Here is a 23,690-nt window from a genome sequence, read left to right on the forward strand (position 1 = left end):
TGCAATTGAATAAAAGGCCCTAGAAAGCGGGCACCTTAGATGGATAGTGGCAAGAAAGGTTAAGCACTCTTTTTCGGAAAACGAATGGTGTACTGTAAGCCGTTGCCAAGCGTACTGTCGGCCTCTATATGCCCATGCAGTGACTGTGTAACCAGGTTGTACATAATATGTGTGCCTAGACCGCTACCACCTTCTCCGCGTTTGGTAGTAAAGAAGGCATCAAACAACTTACTGAGCTCTTCTTCGCTTAAACCTTTTCCGTCATCTTGGTAGTGGATCACAACATTATTACCATCTTCTTTTACATCTAGTGTTACAGAGCCGGCCGCTTTGCCTTCAAAGCCGTGCGTAATTGAGTTAACCACCATATTGGTAACGATTTGAGCGATAGCGCCGGGTGCACAGGTCACAACTAAATTGTCGGGGCAGGATACGTTAATTTGATGTTCAGTATGCTTAAAACTTGGCTTAAGCGACTGAATGATCTCGTTAATATAGTCGCCCAACACAAATTCGCGCTCGGTTTCACTGGTCTGGTCAACGGCCACCTGTTTAAAGCTGGCGATAAGATCAGATGCGCGCTCCAGGTTACTTAAAAGTAATAGCGCAGTTTGTTCCGCTTCATCGATGAAGCTTGCCATGTTCTTACTGGTCAGGCTTTTATCTTCGAAGTCGGTCTTTAAATTGTTCAGTCGCTCTTGTAGAAAGCTGGCTGCGGTCACACTCACGCCCAATGGCGTGTTTACGTCATGCGCGATGCCGGCCACCAGACCGCCAAGCGACGCCATGCGCTCCGACTCGACTAATTGCTCTTGCGCTTGATGAAGTGTATCCATCGAACTGGCTAGCTCTTGGTTTCGTTTGCGCAGTTCGGCTTCTATATACTGACGATTTTCGTTTTCTTGGCGAAGCTCTCGCTGGTGGGCAATAAGCTCGTCTTTTTGCTGCTCTAAGTCGAGCATGATCTGAGACAACGACGCTGTTTTCTTTGCCACTTCTTGTTCTAAAATCAGGTTTTGGTCGTCTAGCTTCTTGTTGGCAAGAGTGAGTTCATTCTGCGCGTCTTTCAGCTTATTGTTTGAAATAATAAGGTCGTCAATAACGTGGTTGTAAGATTCCTTAAGCTGTAATAGCTCGTTGTCATCATCGAGCTTTATGCTGAGTTTGCTCTCTTCTGGGTGCTGAGGATCGAAATTACCCATTTGCTCAGTAATGGTTTGCAGCGGTTCAGAAAGCATGGTGCGAAATGCGGTCATGAACAAGAAGACCAGAAAGGTGGTTTTTACTAACGCATTACCGATAAGAAAAAATACGCCTACTTCAATACGGCTAAAAATAGTATCAAAGCTAGAATACAAGGTAACGTCGCCAACCGTAGATTCGCGACCTGAGAATTTAAATACTAGTGGGAAGCTGTAGCTAAATACGCCGCCGGGATGATCTTCAATTATTTCACGGTCAACCGGAGCAGGAGAGCGCTGAGCACGGATGCCGTACTCGGCAATGTAGTTACCGTTTTCACCACGAACTTGAAGCCCTTCAACAATAGGCAATGACATAAGGCCTTCGGCGATGGCACGCACTTGGTCGTGGTTAAGTTCCCACAAAGCGCGGGTCAGGCTAGAAGAAAAGGTGTTTTTTAGCGTTTGAAGCTCGCCTTCAACGTGATTTTTCGTGCTGAGGTATTCTGTAAAGATCTGTCCAACCGTCACTAGCAGCGTGAGAGAAAAGTACACTGACAACACTCTGGCTAAGAGTTTCCTTGATAACCCTGTCTTGACCGCAGCCATCGATAAACACACCCCTGTTACATCAGACCTTTTAAATCACCGACAACGCTTGGTAGTTGCTCACCTTTGCAACAATAACAGTCGGTTTTATGTAATTTCAAGAATATGCGTAATCGTATGAATAAACAAGATTATGTATTTAAACTTTGGAACAAGCTTGTATTAAACTTGACACATAAATGTAATCGTTTTAATAAAACTGTCACAGACCACATTAATAATAACGGCGTTTAAAAATGAGCAGGAATATTACGATGTCTCGTACAGTGTTGGTGGTTGAGGACGAAGCGCCTATCCGTGAAATGCTTAAGTTTGTGCTTGAGCAATCTGGTTTTAACATTATTGAAGCCGAAGATTTCGACATCGCGCAAGAAAAAATTTGCGAACCTTACCCAGATTTAATCTTATTAGATTGGATGTTGCCGGGAGGAAGCGGTGTACAGCTAGCTAAAAGTTTAAAGCAGCACGAGTTTACTCGTGACATTCCCGTCATCATGCTTACAGCCCGTGGCGAGGAAGAAGACAAAATTCGCGGCCTGGATGCAGGTGCTGATGACTACGTTACTAAACCATTCTCGCCGAAAGAGCTTGTGGCAAGAATAAAAGCAGTGATGCGAAGAGTTACGCCTACATCAAGCGAGGAGCCCATTGAATTTAATGGTCTTAAACTTGAACCGGTATCACATCGCGTAATGGCGAATGAAGAACCGTTAGACATGGGGCCGACTGAATTTAAGTTGTTGCACTTCTTTATGACGCACCCAGAACGTGTCTATAGCCGAGAGCTACTGCTAGATAATGTTTGGGGAACCAATGTTTACGTTGAAGACAGAACGGTAGATGTACATATTCGACGTCTACGCAAAGCTATCTCTCGCCACGGACATGATGCTATGATCCAAACAGTACGCGGCGCGGGTTACCGTTTTTCTACTAAGCTGTAATAGATGTAGTGTTTAGGGAGTAACATGGTGTTATTCCCTTGATGTCGCTGCGCCATCTGGGCATGCGCCCAATTCCACCTTTAACAACGCGAGCTATTTCATGTATTACCCGTTCTCTTGGTTGAGAAGTACATTGCGCTTAGTGCTATTCCTTGTGGTTTTTGCGCTAGTCGGGTGGTATCTAGATGATATGTTATTCGCCGTTGCTATTGGCGCAACCCTGCTACTGCTATTTAACTACTGGCATCTTTACAAGCTAAATCGCTGGTTATGGCATAGTCGTAAAATGTCTCCACCTACCGTGCGTGGCGTGTGGGAACATATTTATGAAGGTATTTATTACCTGCAGCGTCGTAATCGCAATAAGCGTAAAGAGCTTGGTGAATTAGTAAAACGCTTCAGAGAGGGTTCTGAAGCCTTGCCTGATGCGGCGGTAGTGGTTGATGCTAAGGCTTGCATTATTTGGTGTAATCGCCTTGCTCGCTTGGATTTAGGGCTAAAATGGCCGCAAGACTCTGGGCGTCGAATCGACAACTTGTTGCGCCACCCGGAGTTTATTCAGTATTTTCATGCAGGGAATTATAAATACCCCATTGAAGTACCGTCGCCTACTAACCCCAACAAAACCTTTGAATACCGGATTATGCCGTATGGCGATGAGCATCTACTGCTGATTGCCCGTGACATAACGCGGGTGTCCCAGCTTGAAGAAATGCGTAAGGACTTTGTGGCAAATGTGTCTCATGAATTGCGTACACCGCTAACGGTCATTAACGGATACCTTGAAATTCTTCCTATTGATGAAGACTCCGATCCTTTCATGCAAAAAGCGATGAAAGAAATGACATCGCAAACCCACCGTATGCAAAACTTGATAGAAGACTTGCTGGTGTTGTCGCGCATTGAAGCAAGTTCGGAGCGCATCTACGAAAATGTTGTGAACATTCCTGTGGTCCTTGCTCAGGTGGAAAGAGAAGCGCAGGCGCTTAATAAAGAGAAAAACCACACAATAAACTTCCACATCGACAAAGAACTCTGTATTTTCGGCGTTGAGACCGAACTGCGTAGCGCTTGTTCAAACCTAGTGTTTAATGCGGTGCACTACACACCTGCTGGTGGTGAAATTAATGTGTACTGGCGACGTAAACCCAATGGCGCGCAATTTTCTGTGGTAGATAACGGTGATGGTATTGAGCCAAATCATCTAAACCGCCTTACCGAGCGCTTTTATCGCGTGGATAAAGCGCGCTCTCGCAAAACCGGTGGCTCTGGCTTAGGTCTTTCCATTGTAAAACATGTACTAAGTCATCATAATTCTCGTTTAGATATAACCAGTACATTGGGTGAGGGCAGCAATTTCTCGTTTGTGCTGGATAACGAGTTGATTGCAGAGCAACTGTAACCCTAAGAGGCGAGAAGTGTTGGTGAGCAAAAAGCATGACAAGATGAAAGGGCAACGCTACCGCCTTTCAACGTTACTTTTAGTAATAGGCTTATTGTTACCATTTGGAGCCCTGGCTGATTTTCAAAATACTCAAAGCTCGTCATCTGCTTCTGGTAGCTATCAAGTACCTGCCTATGAACGTAAGCCTGGGGTGGCAGGAAAAATATCCTCTGTTGGCTCAGACACGCTGGCAAACTTAATGACCTTTTGGTCACAGGAATTCAAAACCCTTTATCCTCAGGTCGGCTTTCAAATACAGGCGTCAGGTTCATCTACCGCTCCGCCGGCACTTATTGAAGGTACTGCCACCATAGGCCCTATGAGCCGAGAACTAAAACCCAGTGAAATACGGGATTTTACGCGAACCCACGGTTACCCGCCTACGGTATTAAAAGTGGCAATGGATGCCATCGCCATTTTTGTGGATAGACGCAATCCGCTGCCGGGTATGACCCTTGAGCAAGTTGACGCGGTGTTTTCTGAAACCCAGTTTTGTGGCAGCAATACAGCCATTACCAATTGGTCTCAGCTCGGCGTTGACGATATAGGCTATCGTTCTCCTATCAGGCTGTACGGTCGAAATTCAGTATCGGGTACTTACGGCTTGTTTAAAGTGATGGCGCTGTGCGATGGTGACTTTAAGAATACGGTAAACGAACAACCTGGCTCTGCATCTGTAGTATTGTCCGTGGCCAGCGGTACAGGCGCGATTGGCTATGCCGCTTACGGCTATAAAACCGCAGGAGTTCGCGCTCTGCCTTTAGGTGAGTCGCTAGATAGCTTAATCCCTCTTTCTATTGATACGGTGCGCAACGAAACGTATCCGTTTGCCCGTTTTCTTTATTTAGTGATAAATAAAAAGCCTGGTGAGCCTTTACCTACTCTGGAAAGAGAGTTTTTGCGCTATATCTTGTCACAGGAAGGGCAGCAGCAGGTGTTAAGAGACGGATATTTCCCCATTCGTGAAGACGTACTGGTACGCCAACGCCGACTGCTTGACGAATAAAAAGTGCCATTCAGAATAACGCTAACCACTCTAATGCCGCTGAACAAATCAACAAGTTTTTTAGGTGGAAGCCTTTTTAAAGTCTACTTCACTCTACCTGCTATGTCATAATTGCGTCACAAATCAAAAGAGTATATTGACAAAAACTGACTAATTGGGATTGAAAGAAGGGGGCGGTTGACAAAAAATAGAGTCTACGTTCGGTCAATAAATTCAGGTTTTTACCAATTAAGTTTTGGAAAAATATACAAAAAACAAATCCCCAGTTGCCAAAGTAAGTCTTCTAAACGTTTTTTTAGCCCAAAATTGAACTTTTTCTATGAAACTTTTGTTACAGCGACTTAATGTAACAAATGTGTCATCTACCTCAGTTAAAGTTTCCGCGTTTTCAAAATCCATAACTATACCGTACCTGGAGAAACACATGGAACTTAAGCAACTTTTCAAGGCTTCAGCTATTGCTACTGCACTTGTTCTAGCAGGCTGTGGCGGCGATATTAATATCAGTGAAGGTGATATTGATAACAGCGTAACTAATAATAACGGTGGAAACACTGGTGGCGATACTGGTGGCGATACTGGTTCAGATGATACAGCTCCAGGTGAAGTAAGCTCTTTCCTAAGTGGTGAAGTTTCTGATGCGTTCGGCCAGTCGGTTGAAGTACGCGTTCTTTCTGGTCGTTTAACAGCTGATGATGCTGACGATCAAGGCGTTATCACGCTAACTAATGACACAGTGTGGGCACTTGAAGGTCCAGTATTTATTGGTAACGACAAAGCAGACAGCGTAACGCTAGCAATCGAAGAAGGTACAGTCATCTTTGGTCGCACTGGTGCAGATTACCTTGTAGTTAGCCGTGACTCTAAAATTGAAGCAGAAGGTACAGCATCTTCTCCAATCATCATGACTTCATTCAATGATGTTGTAGGCGACGAAGTTGGTGCTGGTCAATGGGGTGGTGTGGTTATTCTTGGTAACGGTACATCGACTAAATGCCCGCAAGACGGTTCTGATTGTGCGCTTCAGGTTGAAGGTGCAGAAGAGGGTGCAGTATTTGGTGGTACAGACGATACAGACAGCTCTGGTATCCTTAAATACGTAGTAGTGAAATACGCTGGTTTTGAAATTGCGCCAGACAACGAACTTAACGGTATTACGTTTGGTGGTGTTGGCTCAGGTACAGAAGTTGATTATGTACAAGTACACAGCAACGCTGATGACGGTGTAGAATTCTTCGGTGGCGCGGTAAACGCGAAACACTTAGTTTTAACAGCTAACCAAGATGACTCAGTAGACTGGGACAACGGTTATAAAGGTAAGCTTCAGTATGTTTATGTTCAGCATGCCGCTGACAACTCTGACGCAAACCGCGGTATTGAAGGTGACGGCGACGGTGGTGACGGTCTAGAATTCTCTAAGCCAATGCTCGCTAACATGACAGTTATCGGTAACACTTTCGACACTGCTGACGCTGACTCTGAAGGTCTTCTACTTCGCGACCAAACTGGCGCAAACCTAATGAACTTCCTAATCACTGGTCCAGAAGCAATGGGCGAGTGTTTAGAAATGGACACAGACGAAACGGTTCAAGCTAACCTTTCTGACGGTGATCTAACCATGACTTACTCAGCGATTGCTTGTTCTGAGCCGTTCAACACGCCAGAGGGTGCAGTAGACCTTGAAACATGGTTCACAGGCCAAGAAGGTAATCAGCTAATCGCATTTGAAGACCGTGCAAATCTTGGTCTTAACCCAGACGGTACACTTACAGCAGAAAGTGCGCTTCTTACTGCTGGTGGCGACGCATCTACATTGCTTGATACTTTCTTTGAAGCAAACACATTCATCGGTGCGATTGGTGAAGATGACTGGCGTCAAGGTTGGGCTTTTGGTTTTGGTGGCGGTAACATCGAACTAGCACAATCTGCTTCTGGCTGTCCATCAGGTACAACGTCAATTACGCCAGTAGACGGTTCAACTACTACGTGTGAAGTGTCTGGTACTATCACGTCTGACCTAACGCTTACAGAAGGTAATTTCTACGCGCTTTCAGGTGCAGTATTCGTAGGTGGTGATAAAGAAAACAGCGCAACCCTTACTGTTGAGCCAGGCGTAACTGCTTATGGCGCATCTGGTAACGACTACCTAGTAATTAGCCGTGACTCAGAAATCAATGCAAACGGTACTGCTGAAAACCCAATTACTTTCACATCACGTGACCACGTTGTTGGCGGCCTTGAGGCGGGTGAAGCTGGACAATGGGGCGGCATGATCGTTCTAGGTAACGGCGAATCAACTAAGTGTCCTCAAGACGGTACAGATTGTTCACTTCAAGTTGAAGGTGCACAAGAAGGTGCAGTTTTCGGCGGAACTGACAACACAGATAGCTCTGGTACACTTCGCTACGTTCGCGTAATGCACGGTGGTTTTGAAATTGCACCAGATAACGAACTAAACGGTATTACGTTTGGCGGTGTGGGTTCTGGTACTACTGTTGAGTATGTACAAGTTCACAAAAACGCAGACGACGGTGTTGAGTTCTTCGGTGGTGCAGTAAACGTTAAGTATCTTACGCTAACAGGCATTCAAGATGACTCAGTAGACTGGGATAACGGCTACGTAGGTAAGCTTCAGTTTGTACTTGTTAAGCACGCTGAAGATAACTCTGATGCTAACCGCGCAATTGAAGGCGACGGTGACGGCGGCGACGGCACAGCGTTCTCTAACCCTATGGTTGCTAACATGACTATCATTGGTAACGAGTTCGACACTGCTGATGCAGACTCTGAAGGTGTTCTACTTCGCGACCAAACTAATGCACAACTTTACAACTTTGTTGTAACTGGTCCAGCGGGTATGGGTGAGTGTTTTGAAGCCGACTTAAGCGATGGCGATACTACGCTACTTGCTAACATGGATGGTACCAACACGCCTCAGCTTACTTTTGAAACATCTGTACTAGCGTGTGCTGAAAACATCAAAGACTCTGGCGACTTTAGTCAAGAAGATTGGTTCACTGCGCAGGCAGGTAACAGCCTACTTGATAACACTGCAACAGTACTTAACGGTATTTACACAGTAGATGCAACAGTAGCGACTGACGTATCGACGCTAGACAGCTTCTTCTCTTCAGTAGACTTTATCGGCGCAGTTAAAGACGCTGATAACGACTGGACTGCGGGATGGACTGTTGGTCTTGAATAAGACTCAGTTCGCATAGCTAAAAACAAGCAAGTGCGTTGCAAAAGTGGCGCACTTGCTTTTAAGTTTGTAAAACACGAATAATTATCGTGAAAGTATTCCTTTCTAAAGAGGTTCATCATGAACAGACCTGCTAACAGGTTTCTTCTAAAGCCCATTAGCTTAGCCGTTGCAGCAAGCATTTTGTTTCCAACGACTATAGCCAACGCTCAATCAAACGAAGAAGAAGTGATTGAGGAAGTTGTCGCTACCGGTACGCGCTTAAAAGGTACCGCGACAGCAGTAATGGAAGAACGTAAAAATCAAGCCTTCGTAGCTGACATCATGGGTGCTGAGCAGATAGCTCGTACTGGTGACAGTGACGCTGCGGGCGCACTTCGCCGTGTAACTGGTCTAACACTTGTAGATGGTCGTTTCATCTATGTTCGTGGCCTTGGTGAGCGTTACTCATCAACACAATTAAACGGCGCAATCGTGCCAAGCCCAGATCCAACGCGTAACGTTATCCCTCTCGACTTGTTCCCGTCGAGCATTATCGAAAGCCTTGCGGTTCAGAAATCGTATTCACCATCTATGCCCGCGGCATTCGGTGGTGGTAACGTAAATATCCGATTGAAATCTATACCTACACAGCGTGTTTTCAACGTATCGGCTGCGGTTGGTATCGATACGGAAAACTCTGGTGATGTGTTAGATTATGCTGGTGGTGGACGCGATTGGACAGGTGAAGACGACGGTACTCGTGGCGTTTCAGCAGCTATTCAAGAACGTTGGGATTCAAAAAATTTCTTAGACGATCTTGAGCCAGAAGAAGCATTAGAACTATTCAAAGGTGTTAATAGAGAATACGGGCTAGAAAGAGAGTCTGCCGATCCTGACATGCGCGTTAATGTCACTTATGGTGACAGCTATGATTACGATGACGACTGGCGCTTTGGCTTTTTGGTAACTTCACGTTATTCAGCCCAAACCCGCTCTTCTGAAGAATACGAGCTACAAGACCCTGACTTAGTCGGCGATGACATTATCAATGTACGCTTCTTTGATGATATCCAAGGTACAGAGCAAACGGTGACTTGGTCTTCACTATTAACACTAGGTGTAGACTATAACCGTCAACATCGTATTGATTATAGCCTTATCGTGCTAAACGATACGCGCGACGAAATCCGCGAGATGTTCGGTAATACTGAAAACCTGAACCAAGCAGAAGGCTTGCGTATTAGAGATATTGATGTTCAGTACGAAGAACGCTCGCTATATACCAATCAACTTAAAGGCCAGCATACAATCCCAGAGCTAAACTTCATGGGTATTGACTGGACATACTCATTAGGCCGCTCGGTACGCTATGCGCCAGGTAACTTCAATGCACGCTTCGTTATGGAAGATGTGAATGAAGATGGTATTTTTGACGATGAAAACGAAATCTTCTTATCTGATGCACAAACTGCTGCTCGTTATACTTTCCAAAATCTTCACGACCGCTTGGAGAACTTTGGCTATAACGTGACTTACCCGATGACAATGGGTAAGTGGGAAACTGAGTACAAAGTGGGTGCAAGCTTTGTAACCAAAACTCGTACTGCAGAAAACCGCCGTTTCGATATCAATACGTTAGGTGTTGAAGACCGTTCAATATTAGATGGTAACGACTTTAGCGAAATCTTCAGCGACAGCGTTTTAGACACCCTGTCTTTGTCTAGCCGACCTATCATTCGTGATACGACTATTGCTGGTGATGACTATGTAGCGGGTCAAAAAATTGATGCGTACTATCTAGAAGCTGATTTCTTCTATGACAACAAGTGGCGTTTCACTGGTGGTGCCCGTTATGAAGACTTCCGTCAGGTAGTGGCGCCATTGGATCCGCGAACAAACCAATTTGACTTGAGTGATGAAGCAGATCGTTCACAGCTAGCGTTTCAAGAAGACGGGTTTTATCCAGCGCTTGCTGTAACTTACTTCTTAGAAGACGATATGCAGTTAAGAGCGAGCATCGGTCAAACAGTTGTGCGTCCTGATCTTCGTGAAGTGTCATCAGCAACTTACCTAGACCCATTAACTAACTTCCCGATTGCAGGTACACCTGGTGTAAGCACAACAGATATCATTAACTATGATTTACGTTGGGAATGGTACCGTGAAGCAGGCAACAACGTATCGGTAGGCTTATTCTACAAAGACATGGAAGCGCCAATTGAATCGGTACAGTCTCCAGCTCAGGATGGTCCACCGCTAATTCGTATTGCTAACGCAGAATCTGGTGAGGTTTATGGTGTCGAAGTTGAATTCCTACAAGATTTGGCCTTTATTGGTGACGGTATCTGGGACAACTTGTTTACTACAGGTAACATCACTGTCAGTGATTCTGAAATCGTATTAGATCGTCAGAATATTGTTGAGCAAACCGGTGTTTCTGCGGCGATTACTAATGTTGAGCGTCGTATGACGGGTCACTCTCAGTATGTACTTAACATGCAGTTGGGTTATGACTCAGATAACGGTGAACACTCTGCCTCACTCGTCTACAACGTATTTGGTGAGCGTATTCTAATTCCGGGTATCGACGGTTTCGACGATAACTTCGAACAACCATTCCATTCACTTGATATGGTGTACAAGTATTACCCAGACTTTAATAGCACTGTCACATTACGCGTTCAAAATATTCTAGGTGAAGATCGTGAAATTGAATTCAATGATACGTTGCTTAGGTCGGAGACAAGGGGTACAGGTATTAGGTTGTCATATAAATATGACTTCTAAACCTTAACTTATTACAAAGGCCGCTAACCAGCGGCCTTTTTTATGTGCAATAGATGACACTTTTGGTCTATTTATGACAGTTTCGTAATAAAACTGTCACAGAAAACTCCTATCCTACGCGCAGAAATTTATAGTCGGATACAACCGATTTCTTTTAACTTTAAAGGTTTGAATGTATGAAGCTTATCAATGCCTTGCTTGTGGCAGGTGCGCTAGCAGCGACACCCGTGCTTGCACAAGACGATGAAGTCTTAAAACCCGTTGTCGATGAGGCAGCGAAAATAAACGAGTCAGCGGCGAAATCGCAAGAAAAGATTAACGGTATTACCGATCAAATCGACAGCAAACTTCAACAGTTCAAAACATTGATGAAAGAAATCGAAGGCCTTGAGGTTTATAACACTCAGCTTCGTAAGCAAATCAATAACCAAGAGCAAGAAATGGCAGACCTAAATGCTGCTATCGATGAAGTGTCTGTTGTTGAGCGTCAAATCACGCCACTAATGATGCGTATGATTGACGGCCTAGAGCAGTTTGTTGCGCTAGACGTACCATTCCTTCCAGAAGAGCGCGCAAATCGCGTTGCTGACCTTCGCGCTATGATGGACCGTGCCGACGTTGCTGCGTCTGAGAAATTCCGCCGCGTAATGGAAGCGTATCAAGTAGAGATGGACTACGGCCGCACTATGGAAGCGTACAGCGGTATTCATTCAATTAACGGTCAAGAGCGTGACGTTGAATTCCTACGCCTTGGTCGCACAGCGCTAATTTATCAAACACGTGATGCAAGCATGCAGGGTGTTTGGAACAAGCAAACTCGTCAGTGGGAAGAGCTTGATAGCAGCTACCGTACACAAATTACAAAAGGTCTGCGCATGGCGAAGAAGCAACTTGCACCAGACTTGCTAATGCTGCCAGTGGCAATTACAGACTAAGAGGTTGATGAGAATGTTTAACACAGTAAAACGTATCGCTGTTGGTCTAGCAGCCCTTAGCATCAGCGTTGGTGCTTTCGCACAAAGCGACCGTGCCATGGACTTAGACGCACTTCTTAAGCAACTAGAAGAAGGTCAGTTCGCACAGTCTCAGCAAAACAAACAGCGCGAGCGTGATTTCCAAGCGCAACGTGCAGAGCAAGATCGCATTCTTCGCGAAACTCGTGAAAAGCGCGACCAAATGCTTGCACAATCAGAGCAGCTTGAAACTCAGTTCGAAGAAAACGAATTCAAACTGGCTGACTTAAACGGTGCACTAGACACACGTCTTGGTTCACTTAAAGAGCTATTCGGTGTGCTTCAGCAAATCGCTGGCGACACCAAAAACAAATTCTATAACTCAGTGGTTTCTGCACAAATCCCTGGCCGTGCTGACTTCCTTGATAAGATGGCACAAGACATGGGTTCAAGCTCAAAACTTGCATCAATTGAAGAAATTGAGCGCGTTTGGTTTGAAATGCAACGCGAGATGACTGAAGCCGGCAAAGTCACTACGTTCAAGACAGACGTTGTTGAAGCGGGCGGTGAAAAAGTGAATAAGTCTGTTGTTCGCGTAGGTCCTTTTGCACTTGTTGCTGATGGTAAATACCTAGAGTACAACGGTGTAACAGGTACAGTATCTGAACTTGTGCGTCAGCCTGCTGACCGTTACATGGATTCTGCTGCTGAACTACAAGCATCAAGCGGTGAATTAGTGCAGTTCGGTATCGACCCAACGGGTGGTTCAATCCTAGGTCTTCTTGTTCAAGCGCCTAACCTTCAAGAGCGTGTAGAGCAGGGCGGTGTTGTAGGTTACATCATTCTTATCGTTGGTGCATTCGGTCTTCTACTTGCCCTTGAGCGTCTTGTAACGCTGACGCTTATTCGCATGAAAGTGAACAAACAGCTTAAGAGCAAAGAAGTAAACACAAACAACCCGCTTGGCCGTGTACTTAAAGTACGTGACGAGCACCCAGACGCCGACGTTGAAGCACTTGAACTTCACCTTACAGAAGCGATTTTGGGCGAAGTGCCTAAGTTAGGTCGTAACCTAACTATCATTAAGATTATCTCTGTTGTAGCACCGCTTATGGGTCTACTAGGTACGGTAACCGGTATGATCAACACCTTCCAGGCTATCACGTTGTTTGGTACGGGTGACCCGAAACTGATGGCTGGTGGTATTTCAACAGCACTTGTAACAACAGTACTAGGTCTAGTTGTAGCGATTCCAATGACACTGCTTTATGCAATGCTTAACACACGTTCTAAGAACATTGTGTATATCCTACAAGAACAGGCGTCTGGCGTAATTGCAGAGCGCGCTGAGCGAGGCTAATCATGATCGAGTTTCTAGAAGCAATTCGCGATTTCACAGAAACAGGTGGCCAGGTTCTCCTGGTCATCGGTCTGCTGATATTCGTTATGTGGCTTTTGATCCTCGAGCGTGCGATGTATCTGATGGTTTGGCACAAGCAAGCCAAGAAAGAAGCGATAGCAATGTGGACAGCACGTGCCGATCGCTCTTCTTGGTTCGCAGAGCAGGTTCGTCAGAAAACAATTTCACAGTTAACCATGCGCCTAAACGGCAGCATCCCAATTATCCAGTCACTGGTTGCGCTTTGTCCGCTGCTAGGCTTGATGGGAACGGTTACCGGTATGATTGAAGTGTTCGATGTAATGGCAATTGCGGGTTCAGGTAATGCTCGTTCAATGGCGTCAGGTGTATCGAAAGCCACTATCCCCACAATGGCGGGCATGGTTGGCGCACTTTCAGGCGTATTCGCCGCTACCTGGTTAACTCGTATGGTGAAATCAGAACGCACGCATCTTGAGGATGCATTGATTATTCAACGTTAATGCTAGCTAAGCGTTAAGGTAAGGTATTTATTATGAAGCAGCACTTTCAAAACTTAGTCGATGAAGAAGAAGCAGCCATCGACATGACGCCCATGCTGGACGTTGTATTTATCATGTTGATCTTCTTCATTGTGACTGCGTCATTTGTGAAAGAAGCGGGTATCGATGTTAACCGTCCAGAAGCAGCAACTGCTGTGAAAAAGGACCGCGCTAATATTCTTATCGCTATTTCAGATAAAGGCGAAATTTGGATTAACAAACGCCGTATCGACGTTCGCGCAGTGCAAGCGAACATTGAGCGTCTTCGCGCAGAAAACCCACAGGGTTCTGTTGTAATTCAGGCTGACAAAAAAGCCACAACAGAAACACTGATTAAGGTTATGGACGCGTCGCGAGCCGCTGGCGTTTACGATGTTTCGATTGCAGCCCAAGAGCAATAAATCATGCCACGATATTTAATCGCATTTGTTATTTCCCTTGCGATCACGTTAGGCCTGTTCTTCTTGATGCAATCGCTTATCAAGATGGGTGGCAGCGCACTAACTGAGCCGCCTAAGGGAAGCGTGCTTGACTTCGTAAGGGTTAAGCAGGATGAACAGGTTGAGAAAAAAGATCGTAAGCCGAAGAAGCCACCTAAGCCTGAAGAGCCGCCACCGCAAATGGAGCAGCCTCAAATGGACTCGCCTTCTCCGGATGCAGAAGGTACGTCGATGGACTTTGGTGCTGAAGTCGGAGACGACATCTCGTTAGAAGGCGGGTTGGCCCTCGAATCCGGTGACGGTGAATATCTTCCTATCGTTAAGGTTGCGCCAGTTTATCCAAGGCGTGCTCTTCAACGGGGTATTGAAGGTTTCGTTATTGTTGAATTTACAGTAACTAAACAAGGCGCAGTACGCGACCCAATTGTTGTTGAAGCTAACCCTTCAGGTATTTTTGAACAAGCGGCTATTGATGCAGCAATGAAGTTCAAATATAAGCCTCGAGTGGTAAATGGCGAAGCAACGGAAGTGTCTGGTGTGCAAAACCGCATTTCGTTCCAAATTGACGGGTAACAGAACATGATGAGAAAACAGACGAATACATTGCTTAGTGCACTGGCGTTTGCATTTGCATCGGCCACGGTATCTGTACCTTCTATGTTGGTTGCTAGTGACGCTGTTGCGCAAGAGCAAAAAGCGAGCGAAAAGAAAACTCGTCGTGTGCCTACATTGCGCGGCAAGGTTTACGAGCAGCTGGCTCGTGCACAAACAGCGGCAGATGAAGCGGGTAATGTTGAAGAAGCTATCTCTATTTTGAAAGAAGTAGAAGATAAGTCTGATTCTATGAACGCCTACGAAAAAGCCATGATGTACAACTTTTTCGGCTTCATTTATTACAACAACGAAGACTATACAAAGGCGTTAGAATCGTTCGCGAAAGTCGTAGAGCAACAGCCTATTCCTGAAAAGTTTGAAATGACCACGCTTTTCAGTTTGGCTCAGCTTAACCTTATGCAAGGTAATTACGACGACACCATCACTTATTTGGAACGTTGGGAAAGCCTAAATACAGGCCCTGTACCGGTTAAAAATAAAGTGATAAAGGCCCAGGCGTACTACCAAAATAAACAGTACGACGAAGCTGCAATGTGGATTTCTGAAGCCGTTGCCGATCACGAAGCAGAAGGCATGATCCCTGATGAAGGGTGGTTAATTCTTCAACGTGCTATTTTTTACGAACTCAAGCAGCCTCAAAAGGTTAAAGACGTTCTTATTAAAATGGTGAAGTTGTTTGACGAGCCTAAGTATTGGATCCAGCTAGCTGGTATGTACGGTGAGCTAGGCGAAGAGCGCAAGCAGTTGGCTATCATGGAAACCGCCTATCAGCGCGGGTTCGTTAATACATCTGCTGATGTGTTCAATATGGCGCAGCTTTATTACTATCATCGCGTGCCATACAAAGGTGCCAAGTTGATGGAGCAGGCGATGAACGACGGTGTGCTGGAGAAAAACTTGCGCAACCTTAAGTTCTTAGGTCAAAGCTGGTCGCTAGCCAAAGAGCAAGACAAAGCCATACCCGTTATGATGCAAGCTGCTGAACTGTCTGAAGACGGTGAGTTAGATGCACAGTTAGCGCAAATTCTTCTTAATGAAGAGCGTTTCGACGATGCAATTGCTGCGGCAGACCGAGCGGTTGAAAAGGGCGATTTGAGAAACCCTGGTTTGGTTTACCTGATTAAAGGCATGGCACTTTACAACAAGAAGCAATATGCCCTTGCGCTTAATCAGCTAGCTGAAGCAGAAAAGCACCAAAAAAGTCGTGCTATGGCACAGCAGTGGAAGCAGTTTGTGCAGGGCGAAAAGCGTCAGGCAGACGCCATTGCAGCTGAGCTAGGTACAAGTTAAAAATCGTACTTTCGTTAATACATCATTTAAAAGGGTCGAATAATATTCGACCCTTTTTTATGCGCTAGGGAAAAGCACTTTGGGCTTCGTCGTACGCTTTTTGGAGCTTTTGTTCTGATATATCGGTGGCAATAGCAATTAGGTGGTCTACCCGCGGCGACGACTTGATGACGGGAACCAGAGTGGTGAATACGTACCAAGGCTCGCCCAACTTAGTCAGACTATGTACTTCGCCTTGCCAGGTTTGCCTTGAGATAGTGAAACAAAAATATCTGATTTTTCGATGGAAAACGCGTAAAACTGGGTATTAAGCGCCGCGCTGAATGTGCGGCGCAAGTGGGGGAGTCATTAAGCCGAACGAAGCTCTCTACGTAGAATTTTTCCGACGGTAGATTTTGGTAGCTCGTCAAGTATCGTGATCGACTTAGGGATCTTGTAATTTGTGAGGTGCTGTTTACAAAAATCAATGACGTCTTGTGTTGATACATCGCTTGAAACAGTAATAAATGCACACACTCGCTCACCGGTCTTTTCATCGGGTTTACCCACAACTGCGGCTTCCATCACGCTAGGGTGCGTTGTAAGAACATCTTCAACCTCGTTTGGATAGACATTAAACCCAGAGACAATAATCATATCCTTTAAACGGTCTACAATTTTAATTGCCCCAGACTCGGTGCGAATGCCAATGTCCCCGGTTTTAAAGAAGCCATCTTGGGTCATGACTTTGGCAGTTTCGTCGTCTCGGTTCCAATAACCCAGCATAACCTGAGGTCCGCGAACTGCAATTTGCCCTGACTCGCCTTCGGCCACCGGCTTATCATGGCTATCCAGTAACGCAACTTCAGTGCCTTCTAGTTCGTGCCCCACCGTGCCAATCTCTTCTTTACCTGGAATGTTAAAAGATACAACTGGCGCAGTTTCTGATAGCCCATAGCCTTCGGTGATGGTGTTCCCGGTTACGTCTTGCCAAATGGATACTGCGGCTTGAGTAAGTGCGGTGCCGCCAGACATCGTGAGGTGTAATTTAGAAAAGTCTAACTTTGCAAATTCAGGGTGTCTTCCAAGACCAACAAACAAGGTGTTGATCCCCATGAATGCTGAAATTTTATGGGGCTTGAGTGTTTGAATGAAACCGTCGATATCCCGCGGATTGGGTATAAGAATTATCTGAGTACCTTTGGCAAAGAGCGCCATCATTCCAACCGTAAATGCATAAATATGATAAAGCGGTAATGGGCATACCAATACTTCTTCACCATCTTTGAAGCCCTCACCAATACGGTCGAGCATTTGGATGCAGTTAGCTAAAACGTTTTTATTACTTAAGGCTGCGCCCTTCGATACCCCTGTAGTACCACCGGTGTATTGCAACATGGCGAGTTCATCTAGAGCAATAGAAGGACGTGCAAATGCAGGCAGTGTATTGCCTAGCTCCACTGCTTGTGTGAATGAAACCGTACCTTCAAGGTTTGGTGCAGTGTTAGGGTCTAAAAGCTCTGTTGCCGACGTGGTGATAACGGTTTCGATACTAGTATCATCTTTTATGCTAGTGAATTTGGGGAGCAAATCACCCAGAATAACCAGAGCTTTCGCGCCACTATCAGTGAACTGGTGCTTCATCTCGCGTTCGGTATAAAGCGGGTTTGTATTTACTACAACAAGGCCTGCGCGTAAGGCAGCATAAACAACAATAGGGTTTTGAATTAAATTAGGAAGTTGTATGGCGACTTTGGTACCAGGAGACAATTTAGCTTCGTGAACAAAGTAGCGGGCTAACGCTGATGACTTACGGTCTATCTCGGCAAATGTAAGTGTTTGTCCAAGCGCCGTATACGCTGGCCTGTCGGCAAATTTTTGCAAAACGCTTTCAATATAATCGGCTAAGCAGGTCACGTTATCAGGATAAGTTATCATGTTGCTTGTTCCTAGTAGGGCAAAGTAAAAAGGGTGTTTATGCCTTACAGTAGCAAACTTAACTTTTCATTTACATTAGGGTTGGGTTATTTAGTATTATAATTTTTAGTTATTAATTTTTTGTAGAACTATTACTTAAGTAACTATATAGCCCACCAGCACAGATGCCTGCCATGCATTGTGCGGAAAGTCCTAAGGTAGTGCGAGCGCCTGCAATTAGGGTCACATTCAATATGGGCTGCATGGCAATGAGCATTAATAAGAACGACAGGCCTCCCGCTATTGTGAAAAGAATAAATCGGGTACGGTTGGAAGAGCCACTAGCATTTTGATTAAGACGCCTAACAATGAAATGTGTCGCCAAGAACGCCAACAATAAGGTAACAGCAATAATCACGCCGTAAGTAGGCAAAAGGCCTAGTGCATCTTGCCATATCATGAAAAACCAATCGCTTGGATTCATATCAACATCAATTCGAATGAGTCCGATTAAAACGGCACACGAGTGAAACGTACTTGCTAGTAGAAAGCCGACGGCCCATGATGGTAAAAAATGGAAAATAGTGCGTCGTATTAGGTTGTTCATTTTTGTAGTCCAAGATTTGTCGCACAGTGCATTAGAACAAAACTCAACAGGCCTCAAATGGTTTGAGCGTGGCAATAGGGTATACCATAGTATGTTAAGTAAAAGAGGACAATCACAATGAGGTCATGGCGTACGATGATCAGTTTACTGGCTTTTTCTTTACTGGGAGCTGCTTTGGCTCCTGCTTTTGCCGTAACTACGGCCTCTGAACTCACTCAAAAGCACGCATCTAATACTGAGCAACGTGAAGCAGGTAGCTCAAATCTAACGGCCTATGAAAATTTCGACCAGCATGTCATGACAGAAGATATCGCTACCTCACTGGCGTTTCCCAAGGCCTTAACGACGGTTATTGATAAGGCTCAGGCAAGCACCCATATATTGATAGTAACGCGAGATGGTGAGCTGGTAATTATTGACAATAAGGGGGAAAGTGCGCGGTTTTCTTTAATGCTCGATGACTTGTACACTAAAGGGCAAGGAGGCGTACTCGATCTTCTTATACCCTCGCAATTCCCTGAAGACAGAACCGTGTTGCTGAGTTATTCCAAGGGGAGCGATAGTGCAAACCGTCTTGCCATAGTAAAAGGACAGCTTTCCCTTACTTCTGGCATTACTAACATTCAGCCAGTGTTAGCACTGGCACAAGCCAAAGACACGCCTGTGCACTACGGTGGGAAACTGCTTCAACTAGAGGGCAGTGCTTTAAACACAAAACAGGGCTTTTTGGTTACGACAGGAGATGGCTTTGATTATCGCGAGCAAGCGCAAGTTATCAGTTCACAACTAGGAAAAGTGCTAGGGTTTACAATAGACGGCAAGCCGTTGGCCAACTCTCCTTTTCCTGATAACCCCTTTATTTTTAGTATTGGACACCGCAATCCCCAAGGGCTTGTAAAGGGGAGTGACGGCAACCTGTTTTTGCATGAGCACGGCCCAGATGGCGGTGATGAAGTAAACCTTTTACAACAAGGCGCAAATTATGGTTGGCCAGTTGTTACACTAGGCAAAGACTATTCCGGCGCTAGAATTTCGCCTTTTTCGACCTATCCGGGTATGACTGGCCCCATTGTAGACTGGACACCTTCTATAGCGCCATCTTCCATGATCTACTATTCCCATGGGCGTTTCCCGATGCTAGCTAATACGTTACTTGTTACCAGTTTGAAAGCCAAAGCTTTGTATGCGGTTAGAGCCGTATCGAACGAATATATCTCTACAAAAATGTTTGAGGGACCTGGGGAACGGCTGCGGGATATTGCGCTTGATCATCAAGGTAACCTGCTTCTTTTGACCGATGGTGAAAATGGAAGAGTGATCGAAGTATCGCCAAGAGGAAATTAGGCACAGAAAACATTAATAAATGAAATTTTGTTTCAAAATTGATGGTAATTTGTACTGGTAGCACCATAAATAAAATGAATGTCTGTCATAAGTGCAACACTATTATTTATCTTTATTGGTCAAACCATTCAAGCTAAATATTGTCATTGATTTCAAATGGTTTGCTTCTAACTGTCTGAAATGGTTAGTTTAATTTTGCTTTTAATTAAAATTCGTTTTTCTAGTAAAAATGTAATTGCTTTAACACAACGACAGTTTAGGCGGGTGAATACCTAACTGTTTACTTTCAGTCATTACGTAACCGCTAAAAATCGGTTAAAATATCCCTCATTTTTATATGCGTATAGCTAAGACCGACTTAACACTACGCCCAAGTAAAACTAAGACCGAGAGAACTATATGAGTTTGTATTCAGAATATCTGGCAGAGATCGAAACCCGTAAAACGGAACTAGGTCTTAACCCTAAGCCAATCGACAGTGCAGATCTGCTGTCTGAAATTATTGCTCAAATTAAAGATACAACAAACGAGCATCGCGAAGACTCTCTAAAATTCTTTATCTATAACACGCTTCCAGGTACTACACCTGCGGCGGGTGTTAAAGCACAATTCCTAAAAGAAATTGTACTTGGCGAAGAAAAAGTAGAAGAAATTACCCCTGAGTTTGCGCTTGAACTACTTTCACACATGAAAGGTGGTCCGTCTGTAGAAGTACTACTAGACCTAGCACTTTCTGATGACGAAGCGGTTGCTAAGCCTGCGGCAGAAGTATTGAAGACTCAAGTTTATCTATACGAAGCTGACACTGAGCGTCTTGAAAATGCATTCAAAGCTGGCAATGCTATTGCTAAAGACGTACTAGAAAGCTACGCAAAAGCTGAATTCTTTACCAAGCTTCCTGATGTTCCAGAGAAAATTGAAGTTGTGTCTTACATCGCCGCTGAAGGTGATATCTCAACTGACCTTCTTTCTCCAGGTAACCAAGCGCACTCACGTGCCGACCGTGAACTTCACGGCCAGTGCATGATCTCTCCTGAAGCGCAGCAAGAAATTGTTGAACTTGGTAAGAAGCACCCGAATGCTAAAGTGATGCTTATCGCTGAAAAAGGCACAATGGGTGTAGGTTCATCTCGTATGTCTGGTGTTAACAACGTTGCACTATGGGCAGGTGAGCCAACAAGCCCTTACATTCCATTTGTAAACAAAGCGCCAATTGTTGCTGGTACTAACGGTATTGCGCCAATCTTCCTTACTACTGTTGACGTAACCGGTGGTATTGGTCTTGACCTTAAGAACTGGGTTAAGAAAACTGATGAAAACGGTGAAATCGTTCGCGATGCAAACGGTGACCCAGTACTTGAAGAAGCTTACTCAGTAGCAACTGGTACTGTACTAACTATCGATACTAAGGCGAAGAAGCTTTACAACGGTTCAGAAGAACTTGCTGACGTTTCTGCATCATTTACTCCTCAAAAAATGGAGTTCATGAAAGCCGGTGGTTCTTACGCAGTTGTATTCGGTAAGCAGCTACAGTCTTTCGCAGCACGTACTCTAGGTACAAAAGCGCCAGCCGTATATGCAGCGTCGAAAGAAGTGTCTCACGAAGGCCAAGGCCTAACAGCGGTTGAAAAAATCTTTAACCGAAATGCAGTTGGCGTAAATTCAGATGCTCCGCTTCACGCGGGTTCTGACGTACGCGTTAAAGTAAACATTGTAGGTTCTCAGGATACGACTGGCCCAATGACGTGCCAAGAGCTTGAGTCAATGGCCGCTTCAACGATTTCTCCTGTTGTAGATGGTGCTTACCAGTCTGGTTGTCACACGGCATCAGTATGGGACAAAAAAGCACAAGCTAACATTCCTAAGCTTATGTCGTTCATGAACAACTTTGGTGTAATCACTGCACGTGATCCTAAAGGCGTTTACCATGCAATGACTGACGTTATTCACAAAGTGCTTAACGACATTACAGTAGACGATCGTGCCATTATCATCGGTGGTGACTCGCACACGCGTATGTCTAAAGGTGTAGCATTCGGTGCCGACTCAGGTACGGTAGCACTAGCTCTTGCAACGGGTGAAGCGGCAATGCCAATCCCTGAGTCTGTGAAAGTTACTTTTAAAGGTAGCATGAAAGAGCACATGGACTTCCGTGACGTGGTTCACGCGACTCAAGCGCAAATGCTTAAGCAATTCTCTGGCGAGAACGTGTTCCAAGGTCGTGTAATTGAAGTTCAAATCGGTACTCTATTGGCTGACCAAGCATTCACATTCACTGACTGGTCTGCAGAAATGAAGGCGAAAGCATCAATCTGTATCTCAAATGACGAGACAATGATTGCGTCGCTTGAACTTGCTAAGAGCCGTATCCAAATCATGATCGACAAGGGCATGGACAACGAAGCGAACATGCTTCAAGGCCTAATTGACCTAGCTGATAAGCGTATTGCTGAAATCAAGTCTGGTGAAGAGCCAGCGCTTGCGCCAGATGACAACGCGAAGTACTACGCAGAAGTGGTTATCGATCTAGATCAAATCGACGAGCCAATGATTGCTGACCCAGACGTAAACAACGAAGACGTATCTAAGCGTTATACCCACGACGTTATCCGTCCAGTTTCTTACTACGATGGTAAGCCAGTAGACCTAGGTTTCGTTGGTTCTTGTATGGTGCACAAAGGCGACATGCAAATCATCGCACAAATGCTGCGTAACCTAGAAAAGCTTAACGGTTCTGTTGAATTCAAAGCACCACTAGTTGTAGCTCCACCTACATACAACATCGTTGACGAGCTTAAAGCGGAAGGCGATTGGGACGTTCTAGCGAAATATGCAGGCTTCCAGTTTGATGATGCTAACCCTAAAGAAGTGGCGCGTACTAAGTACGACAACATTCTTTACCTAGAGCGTCCTGGATGTAACCTGTGTATGGGTAACCAAGAAAAGGCTGAGCCTGGCGACACAGTTATCGCGACATCTACACGTCTTTTCCAGGGTCGTGTTGTAGCTGACTCTGCTGAGAAAAAAGGTGAATCACTACTAGGCTCTACACCGCTAGTAGTACTTTCAACGGTTCTTGGTCGTTTCCCAACGACCGAAGAGTACAAGCAAGCGGTTGCAGGCATTGACCTAACTAAGTTTGCTCCACCTTCTGAAGACTTGGCCGTTAAGCCTAAGTTCGAAGCAGATGTAGCTGTTAAGCGCGTATAAGTACTTAACGCTTTCAAACGCATTTAAAAGCCCCAACCTCGTTTGGGACTTTTTTGTACCCGAAATAATGGGGTCAGAGTACATTAGTACGGTTGTAGAGCTAGCGGTAAACAGCTAGAAAAGTACTCTGACCCTGAGGGATCCCCACGAATTTAATTCCATGTGCCTGCGGTCCAGGCCCCGTCGACTATGGAGCTGTACCATTTGAGTGCAGTTTTCCACTGTCGCATAGTGAATCTTATTCGGCAAGCAACAGCTCT

The 23,690-nt window shown here is 45.2% G+C and carries 16 protein-coding genes; 13 read left to right on the forward strand and 3 right to left on the reverse strand.

Annotated elements, in window-relative coordinates:
• Nucleotides 1-59: 59 nt before the first annotated feature.
• The gene (locus MHM87_RS17455) at nt 60-1,790 is read right to left on the reverse strand and encodes a HAMP domain-containing sensor histidine kinase (RefSeq protein WP_041449809.1); all 1,731 of its coding nucleotides are present in this window, start codon (nt 1,788-1,790) and stop codon (nt 60-62) included.
• Nucleotides 1,791-2,044: 254 nt separating this feature from the next.
• Here MHM87_RS17455 and phoB point away from each other — a divergent pair, with 254 nt between their 5' ends.
• From phoB to MHM87_RS17510, 11 genes are all read left to right on the forward strand, one after another.
• On the forward strand, nt 2,045-2,734 hold the full coding sequence (phoB, locus tag MHM87_RS17460; protein ID WP_014948281.1) for a phosphate regulon transcriptional regulator PhoB: 690 nt from the start codon (nt 2,045-2,047) through the stop codon (nt 2,732-2,734).
• 100 nt (nt 2,735-2,834) lie between these two features.
• Nucleotides 2,835-4,136 (forward strand): phosphate regulon sensor histidine kinase PhoR, encoded by a 1,302-nt coding sequence (gene phoR, locus MHM87_RS17465; RefSeq protein WP_061439558.1) that lies wholly within the window; start codon nt 2,835-2,837, stop codon nt 4,134-4,136.
• A gap of 16 nt (nt 4,137-4,152) precedes the next feature.
• Nucleotides 4,153-5,184, forward strand: coding sequence for a phosphate ABC transporter substrate-binding protein (locus tag MHM87_RS17470; RefSeq protein ID WP_080986402.1), 1,032 nt, complete (start codon nt 4,153-4,155; stop codon nt 5,182-5,184).
• Nucleotides 5,185-5,608: 424 nt separating this feature from the next.
• Nucleotides 5,609-8,389, forward strand: coding sequence for a hypothetical protein (locus MHM87_RS17475; RefSeq protein ID WP_239260396.1), 2,781 nt, complete (start codon nt 5,609-5,611; stop codon nt 8,387-8,389).
• A 117-nt stretch (nt 8,390-8,506) separates the two neighbouring features.
• Nucleotides 8,507-11,155, forward strand: a complete 2,649-nt coding sequence (locus MHM87_RS17480; RefSeq protein WP_168533576.1) for a TonB-dependent receptor — start codon at nt 8,507-8,509, stop codon at nt 11,153-11,155.
• A 176-nt stretch (nt 11,156-11,331) separates the two neighbouring features.
• Nucleotides 11,332-12,090: a DUF3450 domain-containing protein gene (locus tag MHM87_RS17485; protein ID WP_014948287.1), complete on the forward strand. Its 759-nt coding sequence runs from the start codon at nt 11,332-11,334 to the stop codon at nt 12,088-12,090.
• 13 nt (nt 12,091-12,103) lie between these two features.
• Nucleotides 12,104-13,468 carry a MotA/TolQ/ExbB proton channel family protein gene (locus tag MHM87_RS17490; protein WP_014948288.1) on the forward strand — a complete coding sequence of 455 codons (1,365 nt, stop codon included), beginning with the start codon at nt 12,104-12,106 and terminating at the stop codon, nt 13,466-13,468.
• A 2-nt stretch (nt 13,469-13,470) separates the two neighbouring features.
• Nucleotides 13,471-13,989, forward strand: coding sequence for a MotA/TolQ/ExbB proton channel family protein (locus tag MHM87_RS17495; RefSeq protein ID WP_012517279.1), 519 nt, complete (start codon nt 13,471-13,473; stop codon nt 13,987-13,989).
• 32 nt (nt 13,990-14,021) lie between these two features.
• Nucleotides 14,022-14,429 (forward strand): biopolymer transporter ExbD, encoded by a 408-nt coding sequence (locus MHM87_RS17500; protein ID WP_014948289.1) that lies wholly within the window; start codon nt 14,022-14,024, stop codon nt 14,427-14,429.
• 3 nt (nt 14,430-14,432) lie between these two features.
• On the forward strand, nt 14,433-15,041 hold the full coding sequence (locus tag MHM87_RS17505) for an energy transducer TonB (protein WP_039234966.1): 609 nt from the start codon (nt 14,433-14,435) through the stop codon (nt 15,039-15,041).
• 6 nt (nt 15,042-15,047) lie between these two features.
• On the forward strand, nt 15,048-16,373 hold the full coding sequence (locus MHM87_RS17510; RefSeq protein WP_061439561.1) for a tetratricopeptide repeat protein: 1,326 nt from the start codon (nt 15,048-15,050) through the stop codon (nt 16,371-16,373).
• 348 nt (nt 16,374-16,721) lie between these two features.
• Here the strand turns inward: MHM87_RS17510 and MHM87_RS17515 are convergent, their stop codons facing one another.
• Both MHM87_RS17515 and MHM87_RS17520 read right to left on the reverse strand, forming a co-directional pair.
• A complete protein-coding gene (locus MHM87_RS17515) occupies nt 16,722-18,290 on the reverse strand; it encodes an AMP-binding protein (RefSeq protein WP_049587062.1) in 1,569 nt (522 codons plus the stop codon).
• Nucleotides 18,291-18,402: 112 nt separating this feature from the next.
• Nucleotides 18,403-18,876, reverse strand: a complete 474-nt coding sequence (locus tag MHM87_RS17520; protein WP_231514250.1) for a hypothetical protein — start codon at nt 18,874-18,876, stop codon at nt 18,403-18,405.
• A 117-nt stretch (nt 18,877-18,993) separates the two neighbouring features.
• On the opposite strand from MHM87_RS17520, the gene MHM87_RS17525 reads away from it, so the two are divergent.
• Both MHM87_RS17525 and MHM87_RS17530 read left to right on the forward strand, forming a co-directional pair.
• Nucleotides 18,994-20,220 (forward strand): PQQ-dependent sugar dehydrogenase, encoded by a 1,227-nt coding sequence (locus tag MHM87_RS17525; protein ID WP_049587063.1) that lies wholly within the window; start codon nt 18,994-18,996, stop codon nt 20,218-20,220.
• Nucleotides 20,221-20,619: 399 nt separating this feature from the next.
• The gene (locus MHM87_RS17530; RefSeq protein ID WP_049587064.1) at nt 20,620-23,430 is read left to right on the forward strand and encodes a bifunctional aconitate hydratase 2/2-methylisocitrate dehydratase; all 2,811 of its coding nucleotides are present in this window, start codon (nt 20,620-20,622) and stop codon (nt 23,428-23,430) included.
• The last annotated feature ends 260 nt before the right edge of the window (nt 23,431-23,690 follow it).

Origin of the sequence: Alteromonas sp. Cnat3-28 (genome assembly GCF_022348265.1) — a bacterium.
Lineage (GTDB): Bacteria > Pseudomonadota > Gammaproteobacteria > Enterobacterales > Alteromonadaceae > Alteromonas > Alteromonas macleodii.